Raw genomic sequence first — 14,495 nt, forward strand, 5'->3', positions numbered from 1 at the left:
GCTGTACATAAAAATATCCACAGGAGCGTGGAGCATGCGTTGGGCGACTTATTTCGCCGTGTTGGCCTCTGTCCTGAGTGTCGGCCTGGCCCTGGGCGTCAGCATGCCGTTGGTGTCGTTGCGTCTGGAAAGCTGGGGTTACGGCTCGTTTGCAATCGGTGTCATGGCGGCGATGCCGGCGATTGGCGTACTGCTGGGGGCCAAGGTCTCCAGCCATCTGGCGGCACGTTTCGGCACGGCCAACCTGATGCGCCTGTGCCTGTGGGCCGGGGCGTTTTCAATCGGTTTGCTGGCGCTGTTGCCCAGTTATCCGGTCTGGCTGGTGCTGCGTTTGACGATCGGGGTGATCCTGACCCTCGTGTTCATCCTCGGCGAGAGCTGGATCAACCAGTTGGTGGTCGAGCAATGGCGCGGGCGACTGGTGGCACTGTATGGCAGCAGTTATGCCCTGAGCCAACTGTCGGGACCGTTGCTGCTGGGCGCGTTGGGCACCGACAACGATTTCGGATTCTGGGTCGGTGTCGGCTTGCTGGTGACGTCGCCGCTGTTGCTGTTGGGACGCAGTGGCGCGCCGAGCAGCGAAGCCTGCAGCGTGACGTTCAGTGACTTGCTGAGCTTTTGTCGGGGCCTGCCGGCGATTGCCTGGGCGGTGTCGCTGTTTGCTGCGTTCGAGGCGATGATCCTGACCTTGCTGCCGGTGTATTGCCTGCGCCAGGGCTTCAGCGCTGAAATCGCCCTGGCGATGGTCAGCACCGTGGTGGTCGGCGATGCCTTGTTGCAACTGCCGATTGGTGCGCTGGCGGATCGATTGTCGCGGCGTACGTTGTTTGCCGGTTGCGCAGTCATCCTGATGCTCTCGAGCCTGGCGATTCCACTGTTGCTCGAGACTTTGCTGATCTGGCCGTTGTGGGTGCTGTTCGGTGCCAGTGCCGGCGGCTTGTTTACCTTGTCGCTGATTCTGATCGGCGAACGCTACCGTGACGATGCGCTGGTGCGAGCCAACGCTCACATTGCGCAATTGTGGGGTATCGGTTGTCTGATCGGCCCATTGGCGGCCGGTGCCGGCAGTCAATGGATCAGTGGGCACGCCTTGCCGTTGCTGATGGCGGCGGGGGCGCTCGGGCTGGTGATCCTGTTGCTGCGCCAAGGGGCGTTTGGCACTGCGCAACCAGCGTAATGTGTAGCAGCTGCCGAAGGCTGCGTTCGGCTGCGCAGCAGACGCAAACCCTGTAGTCACGGTTAAACTGCAAGACCGCGATATCCGCATTTACGACTGCTGCGCAGCCGAACGCCGGCTGCGCCAGCTGCTACGGATCGTGTGATGGCGCGGAGGGGATGTAGTGCTTAGAGCATCCGCTCCAGTCCCACCGATTTGCTGAGCCAGGCGTTGAAATGTCGCCACCAGCTCCCCGGCTCTCGGGTCAAGGTGTGTGGCTGGCTGTTGTCTTCAGTGACCCACACCATCCGGCCGTTCTCTAGCCGGGCCTCGTAACTCAGGGCCGGTGACATACCTCGCAGGGCCAGTTCGCGAACCTGTTCGGCGAGTTCCGGGCTGTCCACCAACACCCCGACTTCGGTGTTCCAGAGCACCGAGCGCGGATCGAAATTGAACGAGCCGATGAACGCCTTTTGCCGGTCAAAGATCATCGCCTTGCTGTGCAGGCTGGAATCAGAGCTACGGGAGGCGGCGCTGTGGAACAGGTTCGGACCACTGCCTCCATGCTCGCCGGGTTGACGGCGCAGCTCGAACAGCTTCACGCCATGTTCCAGCAACGCCTTGCGGTAAGGCGCGTAGCCACCGTGTACAGCCGGCACGTCGGTGGCGTCCAGGGAGTTGGTCAGCAAGCTGACGGAAACCCCGGCATCCGCGCGTCCCGTCAGGTAGATCAGCCCCGTCTGGCCTGGGACGAAATAGGCCGAGATCATGATCAGCTCGTTACTGACGCCTTGTAGTTCGGGTGCCAGTTGGGTGGTCAGCAGCAGTTGCGGATCCGGCTCGTCCTTGGCCAGCACCTTGCTGGGTGCGTCCCACAATGCCTGGTTCCAGGCCCAGATCAATTCGCGCCGCCAGATATCCAAGTGTGGATGGGTCTGGTAAATCTTCAGTTGCTGGTACAGCGCATGGTTCTGTTGTCGGGTGCCTTCCAGCGACTCTTTCAGCCGCAATCGGGTGTTGGCCAGATCCTTTGCCGTGGGTTTGCTCGAGATAAACTCATCGATCGGTTTGCTCAGGGCGCTGTTCCAGTACTGGTCAAAACTGTGCCCGAGCTGCTCGGCCACCGGACCGATGCCGAGCATGTCGATGTCGGTGAAATTCAGGTCGGGTTCGGCATCGAAGTACTCGTCGCCCAGATTACGGCCACCGACAATGGCTGCGCTGTTGTCCGCCAGCCACAGCTTGTTGTGCATGCGCCGATGCTGAAGTGACAGGTTGAACAGCCGCCCCATGGTGCGGGTCAGCCCGGTGCTGCGGCCCAGGTGCAGCGGGTTGAACAGGCGAATATGAATCTGCGGATGCGCAGCAAGGGTGGCGATGATCTGGTCCAGGCCATCGCTGGTGGTGTCATCGAGCAGAATGCGTATGCGCACGCCGCGGTCGGCAGCCTTGAGCAGCTCTGCCGCCAGCAATCGTGTGCTGACACCGTCGTGGACGATGTAGTACTGCAAGTCGAGGCTGCTTTGTGCATTGCGAATCAGCTCGGCACGCGCCATGAAGGCCTCACTGCTGTTGGACAGAAGGCGGAAACCGGAACGGCCCTGATACGCCGCAGCCTGTGCCTGGATCGAACGCCCGAAGGAGGAGTCCACCGCTGGCAGCGTCTGGCTCGGCTTGTGGTGCACGGCGAGAGAGGTGCAGCCGCTCAGTAGCGAGACGAGCAGCAGAAAAAGCAGGGCTTGTCTGGAGCGCAAATCGGAGTTTCCGCGAATGGGCAGGACCCGGAGTATGGCACGGCATTTGGCAATGCTCCGTGAATGCTCAAGCGTCGATTGATTGCGTCATTTGTCCTCGTGATGCTCTGCCAGTAGCTTGATCGCTGCCGCGCCGACCTTGCGCACAGCCTCTTCAATCTGCGGTGTCGGTTTGGCCGAGTAGTTCATGCGCAGGCAATTGCGGTACTTGCCCGAGGCGGAAAAAATGCTACCGACAGCAATCTGTACGCCTTGGTCGATCAGCGCACGATTCAGTTTCAAGGTGTCGAAACCTTCCGGCAGTTCGATCCACAGCATGAAGCTGCCTTGCGGACGGCTGGCACGGGTGCCGGCGGGAAAGTAGCGGCTGACCCAGTCGAGCATCAAGTCGCGATTGCGCTGGTATTGCGTGCGCATCCGCCGCAAATGCGGTTCGAAGTGCCCGCCCTTGAGGAATTCGGCAATCGCAATTTGTGGCTGCGGGGCGGTGGAGCCGGTGCTGATGTATTTCATGTGCAGCACCCGCTCCAGATACCGGCCCGGCGCGACCCAGCCGATGCGCAGCCCCGGTGCCAGGGTCTTGGAAAACGAGCTGCACAGCAGGACACGGCCGTCTTCGTCGAAGGACTTGATCGTGCGGGGACGAGGGTAGGTGTAGGCCAGTTCGCCATACACATCGTCTTCGATGATCGCCACGTCGAAGCGCTGTGCCAGGGTCAGCAGCGCCCGCTTGCGTGCCTCCGGCATGATGTAGCCCAGTGGGTTGTTGCAGTTGGGGGTCAACTGTATGGCTTTGATCGGCCACTGTTCCAGCGCCAGTTCCAGCGCCTCGAGACTGATCCCGGTAATCGGGTCGGTGGGAATCTCCAGGGCTTTCATGCCCAGCCCCTTGAGGGTCTGCATGGCGCCGTGAAAGCTCGGCGAATCGACGGCCACGATGTCGCCCGGCTCGCAGATCGCGCGAATGCTGGTGGACAGCGCTTCGTGACAGCCGGTGGTGATCACCAGGTCGTTGGCGCTCAGCTGACAGCCGGAGTCGAGCATCAGGCGCGCAATCTGTTCGCGCAGTTCGAGGGTGCCGTAGATGTTGTCGTAATACAGGCCGGGCATGTCCTGCCGCCGGCTGATCCGTGCCAGCCCTCGTAGCAGAGGCTTCATGGTCGGCGTGCTGACGTCCGGCATGCCGCGACCGAGCTGCACGACGTCCTTGCGCGGGACGGCGCGAATCAGCTCCAGCACCTGATCCCACTGGGAAATGTCCACCGGGCGCTGGGCCGGGCGGCCAACGACCGGCAACTCCGGCAGCTCGCGCCCGGCCGGAACGAAGTAGCCGGATTTCGGCTTCGGCATTGCCAGACCACTGTCTTCCAGCACCCGATAAGCCTGCTGCACCGTGCTCAGGCTGACTCCGTGCTCGACGCTCAGTGCCCGTACTGACGGAAGTCGGTCACCCGGACGGTAGAAGCCCTGTTCGATACGTGTGCCGAGTAATTCGGCGAGGTTGACGTAAAGGGTCATGGTTCAGTCTCGGTGAATAGATTCAGTGGACCAGTACAGATTTGGCAAAAATACAGGATTCAGTCGCTAAAACGGTAAATCTGTATTGAGGTAATACACATCCTTTGAATCTGTAACGGTTTTGCCGGTCCGCGCATCATGGAGTCTCTGGCGATCCAAGTAAACAGGAGCAATCAAAATGAACGGCTTGAGCGATGTGCGGCTGACGTTACACAGTCGGGAACTGGAGGCTGGGCAGGAAAAGGGCATGCGCGCGTCAACGATGCGCAATGCCCCGTCCGGCCTCGGTCGCTGGGGACTGTTCTGGCATCGTCTGCACACGCGCAAGTCCTTGCTTGAGCTTTCGCCCGAGCAGTTACGCGATGTGGGGTTGAGTCGTGCAGAGGCGCGGGAGGAGGGGCTCAAACCCTTTTGGCGGATCTGAGTGTGATGGCGCCCTCTCGATCGAATCGCGAGCAGGCTCGCTCCCACAATTGATCACTGGTGCTCACAAAATGTGTGTTCACTGTAGATACCTGTGGGAGCGAGCCTGCTCGCGATGAGGCCGGTAAGAACGCAGGCCAGCTTTCAGGCCAACTCTTTCATCCGATGCCACAACATCCCCAGCGCCAATAACGGCGACCGCAAATACTTCCCGCCCGGAAAGGTAATGTGCGGCACCTTGGCGAACAGATCGAACCCCCCACCTTGCTGGCCGCTGATGGCTTCGGCCAGCAGCTTGCCGGCCAGGTGGGTGGCGTTCAGCCCATGGCCGGAATAGGCCTGGGCGTAATACACATTCGGCTGGTCCTTGAGCCGGCCGATCTGAGGAAGGCGGTTGGCGCCGATGCCGATCATCCCGCCCCATTGATAGTCGATCTTCACGCCGGCCAGTTGCGGGAAGACGTCGAGCATCTTCGGTCGCATATAGGCGGCGATGTCCGACGGATCGCGACCGGAATAGTGGCAGGCGCCGCCGAACAGCAAGCGCCGATCCGCCGAGAGCCGGTAGTAGTCCAGCGCCACTCGCTGGTCGCAGACCGCCATGTTCTGCGGCAGTAATGCGTGGGCTTGAGTTTCGCTCAGGGGTTCGGTGGCGATGATGTAACTGCCGGCGGGCAGCACTTTGCCGCTGAGCTCGGGGTTCAGGTTGTTGAGGTAGGCGTTGCAGCCCAGCACCAGAGTCCTGGCGCGGACCGAGCCTTGCGCGGTGTGGACCTTGACCTCGCTGCCATAGTCGATGCGGGTCACGGCCGATTGTTCGAACAGTTTCACGCCCAGTTGCTGCGCCGCGGCAGCTTCGCCCAAGGCCAGGTTCAGCGGGTGCAGATGCCCGGAACCCATGTCGATCAAGCCACCGACATAGCGATCGGAACCGACCACACTGTGCATTTCATGGGCTTGCAGCAACCGGGTTTCATATCGATAGCCGAGGCTGCGCAGTTCGGCCGCGTCCTCGGCGAAACCTTCAAGGTCGCGAGGTTTGTTGGCCAGGTCGCAGTAACCCCAGGTCAGGTCGCAGGCGATCTGAAAATGCGCAATCCGTTGCCGGACGATTTCCACCGCTTCCAGGCCCATGAGCTTCATCTGACGGACGCCGTCGGTGCCGATCACCTCGGTAAACTGATCGAGGCCATGACCGACGCCGCGAATCAGCTGTCCGCCGTTGCGCCCGCTGGCGCCCCAGCCGATCTTGCGCGCTTCGAGCAGCACCACGCTGAGGCCGCGTTCAGCCAGCTCGATTGCGGTGTTCAGCCCGGAAAACCCGCCGCCCACCACGCACACGTCCGCCAGCAGTTCACCTTTGAGCGCCGGATAATCGGGCAGCGGCAGGCTGCTGGCGGCATAGTAAGAAGCGGTGTGCCGGTTGTTCGGGGCAGGTTGCTGAACACGGGCGTTCATGTGCGTCATCCGGGTTTCGTGTGTTTAGTAAATTTTACGGAGCATAAGCCGGGCCTTTCGGGGTGGGCAACACTGGTCGGCTAATGCTGTCTGGCGCGAGGCTTTTAGGGCAAAATCCCACCGTGTTCACTTTCCCGGTACTCGCTTCGATGAGCTGCAACAGTCAGAAAATCCGCGCTCTTCGCCAGCAAATCCCCTCGTTCGAGTGCGTGCCCGGCTGCCATGACTGCTGTGGTCCGGTAACCACTTCGCCAGAAGAAATGTCGCGCCTGCCGCGTAAGACCAGGGCCGAGCAGGACGCTGCGATGGACGAACTGAACTGCGTGCACCTGGGCCCCGATGGCTGCACGGTGTATGACGAGCGGCCGTTGATCTGTCGGCTGTTCGGCACCACGAAGACCTTGCCATGCCCCAACGGTCGCCGCCCGGTGGAGTTGATTCACCCTCGGGTCGAGAAGCAGATCCATGAATACATGGCCAGCACCCGGCAGGTGCTGGTTTAGTAATGCTGTGTTCATTTCAGATCGACCGAGTCGACTGCAATCGCGAGCAGGCTCGCTCCCACATTGGGGCCTTGCCGTACACAAAACAGTGCCCACTGAAAATCTACTGTGGGAGCGAGCCTGCTCGCGATGGCGTCCGTCTAGACGACCATTTCCTCAGATCTGACCTCAATCCGGAATCGGCAGGTTCAGGCTCTCTTTCACTTCTTCCATCACGATATAGCTCTTGGACTCACGCACGTGAGGCAATTTGAGCAGGATGTCGCCCAGCAGTTTGCGGTACGAGGCCATCTCGGAAATCCGCGCCTTCACCAGGTAGTCGAAGTCCCCTGACACCAGGTGGCATTCCAGTACGTGTGGCAGTTTCAGCACGGCGCGTCGGAACTCTTCAAAGGTATCGCCAGACTTGTAGTCGAGGCTGATCTCGACGAACACCAGCAGGCTGCCCTTGAGGTGCTGCGGGTTGAGCCGGGCGTTGTAGCCCATGATGATCCCTTCACGCTCCAGGCGTCGCACCCGCTCGGTGCAGGGTGTGGTCGACAACCCGACTTTTTCCCCTAGCTCGGTAAACGAAATCCGCCCGTCTGCCTGAAGGATGCGCAGGATATTACGGTCGATCTTGTCCAGCTCACGCTTGGTCTGAGTATTGGTCCGCATAGGGGATGCGCCTCCGTAAAAAGGGATTTTGCCGAGAATTGTCGCCAAATATAGGCGCTTATATAGTGAAAAGCACTGGCAAATGTTTTTTACACTGCGCACATCTGTGATTTGAACAACAAACGTCAGCGGTAAGCCGCGATGAGGGATACGAAAATGCGCGTTCTGGTCTTGGGTAGCGGCGTCATCGGTACCGCCAGTGCCTACTATCTGGCTCGGGCCGGGTTTGAAGTTACGGTTGTAGACCGTCAGCCGGCGGCTGCCATGGAAACCAGTTTCGCCAACGCCGGCCAGGTCTCGCCGGGTTATGCCTCGCCGTGGGCCGCGCCGGGTGTGCCGCTCAAAGCTATCAAATGGCTGCTGCAACGCCACGCACCGCTGGCGATCAAGGCCACCGCCGATATCGACCAATACCTGTGGATGGCGCAGATGCTGCGCAACTGCACCGCCAGCCGTTATGCGGTGAACAAGGAGCGTATGGTCCGTCTGTCCGAGTACAGCCGTGACTGCCTCGATGAGCTGCGTGCTGAAACCGGCATTGCCTACGAAGGCCGCACCCTGGGGACCACTCAATTATTCCGCACTCAGGCGCAGCTCGATGGCGCGGCAAAAGACATCGCGGTCCTGAAAGAGTCCGGCGTGCCCTTTGAACTGCTCGACCGCGCCGGCATTGCCCGGGTCGAACCGGCGCTGGCCAGCGTGACTGATATCCTCGCCGGTGCCTTGCGCCTGCCGAACGACCAGACCGGCGACTGCCAGATCTTCACCACGCGCCTGGCCGAAATGGCCGTGAAATTGGGCGTGGAATTCCGCTTTGACCAGGACATTCAGCGCCTCGACTACGCCGGTGACCGGATCAACGGCGTATGGATCGACGGCAAGCTGGAAACCGCCGACCGCTATGTATTGGCGCTCGGCAGCTACTCGCCGCAGTTGCTCAAGCCGTTGGGCATCAAGGCCCCGGTGTACCCGCTCAAGGGCTACTCGCTGACCGTGCCGATCACAAATCCGGCGATGGCCCCGACATCGACTATTCTCGACGAGACCTACAAGGTTGCGATCACCCGTTTCGACACCCGGATTCGTGTCGGCGGCATGGCTGAGATAGCCGGTTTTGACCTGTCGCTGAACCCGCGTCGACGTGAAACGCTGGAGATGATCGTCAACGATCTTTATCCTCAGGGCGGCGACCTGGCCGAGGCGAGTTTCTGGACCGGCCTGCGTCCGACCACTCCGGACGGCACGCCGATTGTTGGTGCCACTCCGTTCAAGAACCTGTTCCTGAACACCGGTCATGGCACACTTGGCTGGACTATGGCGTGTGGCTCCGGCCGCTTGCTGGCCGACTTGATGGCGAAGAAAACGCCGCAGATCAGTGCCGAAGGCCTCGATATTTCCCGTTATGGCAACACCCCAAAGGAGTCTGAAAAGCATGTCAATCCAGCGCCAGCTCACCAATGAGCGCATGAGCCAGATCGTTGTCCACAACGGTACCGTGTATCTGGCCGGGCAAGTCGGCGACGACATGAGTGCCGGGATTGAACAGCAGACCCGTGAAACCCTCGCCAACATCGAGCGTTTGCTGGATCTGGCCGGGACCGACAAGACCAAACTGCTGTCGGTGACGATTTACCTGAAAGACATCGATGCCCATTTCGAGGGCATGAACAGTGTCTGGGACACTTGGTTGCCAAAGAACGTCGCGCCGGCCCGTGCGACGGTCGAAGCCAAGCTGTGCGAACCGGAAATCCTGGTTGAGTTGTCTGTAGTGGCTGCTCTGCCTTAAGCAAAGATCCCTCTCCCGGTGCTGCTGGCGGTTCACGCCGTCAGTCAGCGCCGGTTTTTTCTTCCTCATGACCGCCTAGAAGTCTGCCGCCATGCGTCCTGCCCGTGCCCTGATCGATCTTCAAGCCCTGCGTCATAACTATCAACTGGCCCGTGAAGTCTCGGGCGCGCGTGCCCTCGCGGTGATCAAGGCCGATGCCTATGGCCATGGCGCGGTGCGCTGTGCCCAGGCACTGGAGGCCGAGGCGGATGGTTTTGCCGTGGCCTGTATCGAAGAAGCCCTGGAACTGCGCGCCGCCGGTATTCGTGCGCCGGTCCTTCTGCTCGAAGGCTTTTTCGAAGCCGATGAGCTGTCGCTGATCGTTGAGCATGATTTCTGGTGCGTGGTGCATTCGCTGTGGCAACTTGAAGCGCTCGAGAAAGCCGTGTTGAGCAAGCCGATCGCGGTCTGGCTCAAGCTTGATTCGGGCATGCACCGGGTTGGCCTGCATCCCACGGATTATCAGGCGGCGTATCAACGCTTGCTGGCCAGCGGCAAGGTCTCGAAGATCGTGCTGATGAGCCACTTTGCGCGTGCCGACGAACTGCATAGCAGCAGCGCGGCGGAGCAGGTTGCGGTGTTTGAAGCGGCGCGCCAGGGCTTGTCGGCGCAGGTCAGCTTGTGTAACTCGCCGGCGGTGCTGGGCTGGCCGCAGGTGCCGAGCGATTGGGTTCGTCCGGGCATCATGCTTTATGGCGCGACACCTTTCGAAGAAGCCAATCCGGTGGCGGCGCGCCTGCAGCCGGTGATGACCCTGGAATCGAAAGTCATCAGCGTGCGCGAACTGCCGGCCGGTGAACCGGTGGGCTATGGGGCGAAGTTCATCACCCAGAAGCCGATGCGCATCGGCGTGGTCGCCATGGGCTATGCCGACGGTTATCCGCGTCAGGCGCCTACCGGCACGCCGGTATTGGTGGCCGGGCAGCGCAGCCAGCTGTTGGGACGGGTGTCGATGGACATGCTCTGCATCGATTTGACCGATGTGCCGCAGGCCGGCCTTGGTTCTACCGTCGAGTTGTGGGGTAAAAACATCCTCGCCAGCGACGTCGCCATGGCTGCCGGGACCATTCCCTACCAGATCTTCTGCAACCTGCGGCGCGTGCCACGGCTCTATTCCGGGAGCTGAGGCAGGCAGTCGAGACCGGAAGTCGCTTTGCCAAACAGGATTCAGACCCAAGTGTTGTAAATACTGAACGCTGTCGCCATGATAACGCTCACTATCCACACAATCTGAATCCTGGGAGGCTAATGCATTGGACGTCGGTGAACGACTGCAATCGATCCGTAAATTGAAAGGTCTATCCCAGCGAGAGCTCGCCAAGCGGGCAGGCGTTACCAATAGCACCATTTCAATGATCGAGAAAAACAGCGTCAGCCCTTCGATCAGTTCGCTGAGGAAGGTACTTGGCGGCATCCCCATGTCCATGGTCGAGTTCTTTTCCGAAGAAATTCTTCAGGAAAAACCGACGCAGATCGTCTACAAGGCCAATGAGCTGATCGATATCTCCGATGGCGCCGTAACCATGAAACTGGTCGGCAAGGCCCATCCGAGCCGTGCTATCGCGTTCCTCAACGAGATCTACCCGCCAGGCGCCGATACCGGTGAAGAGATGCTCACCCATGAGGGCGAGGAAACCGGGATTCTGCTCGAAGGTCGGCTGGAGTTGGTGGTCGGGCTCGAGACATTCGTGCTCGAGGCCGGGGACAGCTACTATTTCGAAAGCACCAAACCGCACCGTTTCCGTAATCCGTTTGATGCGCCTGCGCGACTAATCAGCGCAGCCACACCGGCGAATTTCTAGGAAAAGAGGCGTCCGGCAAGGTTTTGCGAGTCGCCCCATGCTGTATTTCGCCACGACTTAATACCCCTTGGACTTTAGGGTTGTTTCAGTGTGGCGGGCTAACCGCTATACTTGCGCCCGCCTGCGAAACCGTGGCCGTGGGCGTGACTAGCCACCATTGAGGGTGTACGCGTGAATCTAATTATGAAAATGCTGGCCGCACCAGCAACCGTATTGGCCCTTTGGGCAGTCAGCGCTCAAGCGTCGACCACTGACGATATCGCCAAGCGCCTTGAGCCCGTCGGCCAGGTCTGTGTACAAGGCCAGGAGTGCAAGGGGATGGAAGTCGCTGCCTCGGTAGGCGGCGGTGCAGCGAAGACTCCCGATGAAATCATTGCCAAACATTGCAATGCTTGCCACGGCACGGGTCTGCTGGGCGCACCGAAAATCGGTGATGCTGCAGACTGGAAAAAACGCGCCGACAAAGAAGGCGGCACTGCTGCTGGCCTGGCGAAAGTAGCGCTGACAGGTCTCAACGCGATGCCGCCAAAAGGCACTTGCAGCGACTGCGAAGTGAAAGACCTTGAAGGCGCCATCCAGAAGATGTCCGGCCTGAAATAAGCCCCGTCTTCAGTGAAAAAGCCGCTTGCGAGCGGCTTTTTTGTACCCGGGATTTGACCTCGAGACTGGTCATCGCGATCAGGACGCGGCAAGCTCGAACCGACCTCAATTCATGGACAGGTCGGGAGGGTCTGATGGTGCAGTCGGTATCAATCGAACAGGCAGTCGATGATGTGCTCGCACGTTTGCCAGCGCATATACACCTCGGCTTGCCGCTGGGGCTGGGTAAACCCAACCGCTTCGTCAACGCGCTGTATCAGCGCATCGCCCAGTTGCCCGAGCGGCAGCTGACGGTCTACACCGCGTTGAGCCTGGGTCGTCCGGCATTGGGCGACGGCTTGCAGCGGCGCTTTCTGGAACCCTTCGTCGAGCGAGTGTTTGGCGACTATCCCGAGCTGGATTTTCTCGCCGACCTGCACCGTGACAGCCTCCCGGCGAACATTCACATCGAGCAGTTTTTCCTGCAGCCGGGCAGCTTGCTGCACAGCGCGTCGGCGCAGCAGGACTACGTCAGCAGCAACTACAGCCACGCCGCCCGGGACATCAATGCCGCCGGGTTGAACCTGGTGGCGCAATTGGTGGCCCATGATCCACAGCAGCCGGAGCGACTCAGCCTGAGCTGCAACCCGGACATCACCCTCGACCTGTTGCCGATGATCGCCAAGCGTCGCGCTGCCGGGGAAACCATTCTGCTGCTCGGCCAGGTCCACCGGGATCTGCCATACATGCCGGGAGACTCGGAAGTCGACCGTGAGACGTTCGATTTGCTGATCGACGAGGAGGAGGGCAGCACGCTGTTTTCCACGCCGAACATGCCGGTGGGCTTTCAGGATCACTTCATTGGCCTGCACGCCAGCACCCTGGTGCGAGACGGTGGCACCCTGCAAATCGGCATCGGCGCCATGGGCGATGCGCTGACCGCCGCGTTGCTCTCACGGCAGGCGGATAACGACGGTTATCGTGCGCTGTTGACGGACCTTGATGCGCATTACTGGGCACCGCTGATTAGCCGTGAAGGCGGCGTGGAGCCTTTTGCCAAGGGGCTTTATGGTTGCAGCGAGATGTTCGTCAACGGTCTGCTGGCGTTGTCCGATGCCGGGATCGTGCGGCGCAAGGTTTATCCGAGCGTTGCCCTGCAACAGCACGCCAATGCCGGGACCCTGGATGAGTCGGCTCAAGTGGGCGGCATCTCGATACACGGTGGTTTTTTCCTTGGGCCGCGTAGTTTCTATCAGCGGTTGCGGGAATTACCCCACAGCAAGCTCGCTGAATTCAACATGACCGCCATCAGTTACATCAACGAGCTGTACGGCCAGGAAGAGCTCAAGCGCTTGCAGCGCCTGGATGCGCGTTTCATCAACAGCGCATTCACCATGACCTTGCTCGGCGCCGGAGTCGCTGATCAATTGGAAGGCGGGCAGGTGCTCAGCGGTGTCGGCGGACAATACAACTTCGTCGTACAGGGCCATGCGCTGGAAGGCGCGCGCTCGATTCTGATCCTGCGCAGCTGGCGTGAGTCGGGCGGTGAAGTGAGCTCGAACATGGTCTGGGAGTACGGCCACTGCACGATCCCCCGGCACTTGCGCGACATTGTGATCACCGAATACGGCATCGCCGACTTACGCGGCAAGACCGACGCCAAGGTGATCGAAGCGTTGCTCAACATCAGCGATTCACGCTTCCAGCCTGGCTTGATCGAACAGGCGCAGAAGGCCGGCAAACTGCCGAAGGATTTTCGCCTCGATCCGCGTTTCACCGACAACAGCCCGCAGCGCTTGCAGGCAATTGCTGCGCGGCACCCCCGGTTGTTTCCAGAGTATCCGTTGGGCAGTGATTTCAGCAGCGAAGAGCGGGACTTGTTGCGGGCGCTGAACTGGCTCAAGAGCAAGTTCAAACTCACCGAAATTCTCGAACTGGGCAAGGCCGCGCTGGATGCGCCGGAACCCTCGGAGTACCCGGTTCATCTGGAGCGGATGCAACTGACGAAGCCTGAGGGATTGAAGGAGGACGTGTATCAGCGGTTGCTGCTGGCAGGCCTGAAGGCCACCGCGTATTAACCATTCACACAAAACAACTGTGGGAGCGAGCCTGCTCGCGATAGGGCCGTGTCAGTCAACATTGATGCCAGCTGACACTCCGTCATCGCGAGCAGGCTCGCTCCCACAGGGGATATGTGGTGTAGCGGGTTATTCGATAAAGGTCACGACACCGTCGGCCAGGGATTTGACCCGGGCCAGGGATTCGACGCGGTAGCCTTGCGCGTCCAGCTCGGCGCGGCCGCCCTGGAACGACTTCTCGATCACGATACCCAGGCCTGCCACGGTGGCACCGGCCTGTTTGATGATCGAGATCAGCGCCTGCGACGCCTTACCGTTGGCCAGGAAGTCGTCGATGATCAGCACGCGGTCGCTGCTGGTCAGATGACGTGGAGAAATGGCCACGGTGCTTTCGGTCTGCTTGGTGAACGAGTAAACGCTCGCCGACAGCAGGTTTTCAGTCAGGGTCAGGGACTGGTGCTTGCGGGCGAAGATCACCGGCACGCCGAGGTTCAGACCGGTCATGATCGCCGGAGCGATGCCCGATGCTTCGATGGTGACGATCTTGGTGATCCCCGAGTCCTTGAACAGCGTGGCGAATTCGTCGCCGATCAGCTTCATCAATTGCGGGTCGATCTGGTGGTTCAGAAAGGCGTCGACTTTCAGGACCTGGTCGGAAAGCACGATGCCTTCTTCGCGAATTTTCTTGTGCAGTGCTTCCACAACAGCTTCCTCTATTGGCGCTACAGGCGCCGAAAGTAGA

General features: G+C 60.3%; 14 protein-coding genes. 9 read left to right on the top strand and 5 right to left on the bottom strand.

Translation table 11 applies throughout. The annotated features are described in order from the left end of the window. The first annotated feature begins 34 nt into the window (after positions 1-34). Entirely contained in the window at positions 35-1,177 is a 1,143-nt protein-coding gene (locus tag AC1DHT_RS00305; protein WP_427538936.1) for an MFS transporter, read from the top strand. 167 nt (positions 1,178-1,344) lie between these two features. Here AC1DHT_RS00305 and AC1DHT_RS00310 read toward each other — a convergent pair whose 3' ends face one another. After that, positions 1,345-2,910, bottom strand: coding sequence for a phospholipase D family protein (locus tag AC1DHT_RS00310; protein ID WP_427538933.1), 1,566 nt, complete (start codon positions 2,908-2,910; stop codon positions 1,345-1,347). Between the two features lie 87 nt (positions 2,911-2,997). Beyond that, on the bottom strand, positions 2,998-4,428 hold the full coding sequence (locus AC1DHT_RS00315; RefSeq protein WP_427538930.1) for an aminotransferase-like domain-containing protein: 1,431 nt from the start codon (positions 4,426-4,428) through the stop codon (positions 2,998-3,000). 178 nt (positions 4,429-4,606) lie between these two features. Here AC1DHT_RS00315 and AC1DHT_RS00320 point away from each other — a divergent pair, with 178 nt between their 5' ends. Beyond that, entirely contained in the window at positions 4,607-4,852 is a 246-nt protein-coding gene (locus AC1DHT_RS00320) for a DUF1127 domain-containing protein (protein ID WP_427538927.1), read from the top strand. Between the two features lie 143 nt (positions 4,853-4,995). Here the strand turns inward: AC1DHT_RS00320 and AC1DHT_RS00325 are convergent, their stop codons facing one another. Then, positions 4,996-6,309, bottom strand: a complete 1,314-nt coding sequence (locus AC1DHT_RS00325) for an NAD(P)/FAD-dependent oxidoreductase (protein WP_427538924.1) — start codon at positions 6,307-6,309, stop codon at positions 4,996-4,998. A 149-nt stretch (positions 6,310-6,458) separates the two neighbouring features. Here AC1DHT_RS00325 and AC1DHT_RS00330 point away from each other — a divergent pair, with 149 nt between their 5' ends. Beyond that, positions 6,459-6,812: a YkgJ family cysteine cluster protein gene (locus AC1DHT_RS00330; protein ID WP_145014159.1), complete on the top strand. Its 354-nt coding sequence runs from the start codon at positions 6,459-6,461 to the stop codon at positions 6,810-6,812. 168 nt (positions 6,813-6,980) lie between these two features. Here the strand turns inward: AC1DHT_RS00330 and AC1DHT_RS00335 are convergent, their stop codons facing one another. After that, positions 6,981-7,469: an Lrp/AsnC ligand binding domain-containing protein gene (locus tag AC1DHT_RS00335; RefSeq protein ID WP_003206849.1), complete on the bottom strand. Its 489-nt coding sequence runs from the start codon at positions 7,467-7,469 to the stop codon at positions 6,981-6,983. Between the two features lie 156 nt (positions 7,470-7,625). On the opposite strand from AC1DHT_RS00335, the gene dadA reads away from it, so the two are divergent. From dadA to AC1DHT_RS00365, 6 genes are all read left to right on the top strand, one after another. Next, positions 7,626-8,930, top strand: coding sequence for a D-amino acid dehydrogenase (dadA, locus tag AC1DHT_RS00340; protein WP_427529615.1), 1,305 nt, complete (start codon positions 7,626-7,628; stop codon positions 8,928-8,930). Then, positions 8,902-9,255 (top strand): RidA family protein, encoded by a 354-nt coding sequence (locus AC1DHT_RS00345; RefSeq protein ID WP_216744350.1) that lies wholly within the window; start codon positions 8,902-8,904, stop codon positions 9,253-9,255. Before dadA ends, AC1DHT_RS00345 begins: the two co-directional genes overlap by 29 nt. A gap of 91 nt (positions 9,256-9,346) precedes the next feature. Further along, the gene (gene alr / locus AC1DHT_RS00350; RefSeq protein ID WP_427538919.1) at positions 9,347-10,420 is read left to right on the top strand and encodes an alanine racemase; all 1,074 of its coding nucleotides are present in this window, start codon (positions 9,347-9,349) and stop codon (positions 10,418-10,420) included. Positions 10,421-10,547: 127 nt separating this feature from the next. Then, entirely contained in the window at positions 10,548-11,096 is a 549-nt protein-coding gene (locus AC1DHT_RS00355) for a cupin domain-containing protein (protein WP_019694258.1), read from the top strand. A 183-nt stretch (positions 11,097-11,279) separates the two neighbouring features. Continuing rightward, complete coding sequence (locus tag AC1DHT_RS00360; RefSeq protein ID WP_019694257.1) at positions 11,280-11,696, top strand: c-type cytochrome; 417 nt, start codon at positions 11,280-11,282, stop codon at positions 11,694-11,696. A 134-nt stretch (positions 11,697-11,830) separates the two neighbouring features. After that, positions 11,831-13,753: an acetyl-CoA hydrolase/transferase C-terminal domain-containing protein gene (locus tag AC1DHT_RS00365; RefSeq protein WP_427538916.1), complete on the top strand. Its 1,923-nt coding sequence runs from the start codon at positions 11,831-11,833 to the stop codon at positions 13,751-13,753. Positions 13,754-13,882: 129 nt separating this feature from the next. On the opposite strand, the gene AC1DHT_RS00370 is transcribed toward AC1DHT_RS00365, so the two are convergent. Next, on the bottom strand, positions 13,883-14,455 hold the full coding sequence (locus AC1DHT_RS00370; protein ID WP_054594631.1) for a xanthine phosphoribosyltransferase: 573 nt from the start codon (positions 14,453-14,455) through the stop codon (positions 13,883-13,885). Between the last annotated feature and the right edge of the window lie 40 nt (positions 14,456-14,495).

The sequence above is a fragment of the Pseudomonas sp. 05N432 genome, assembly GCF_056396945.1.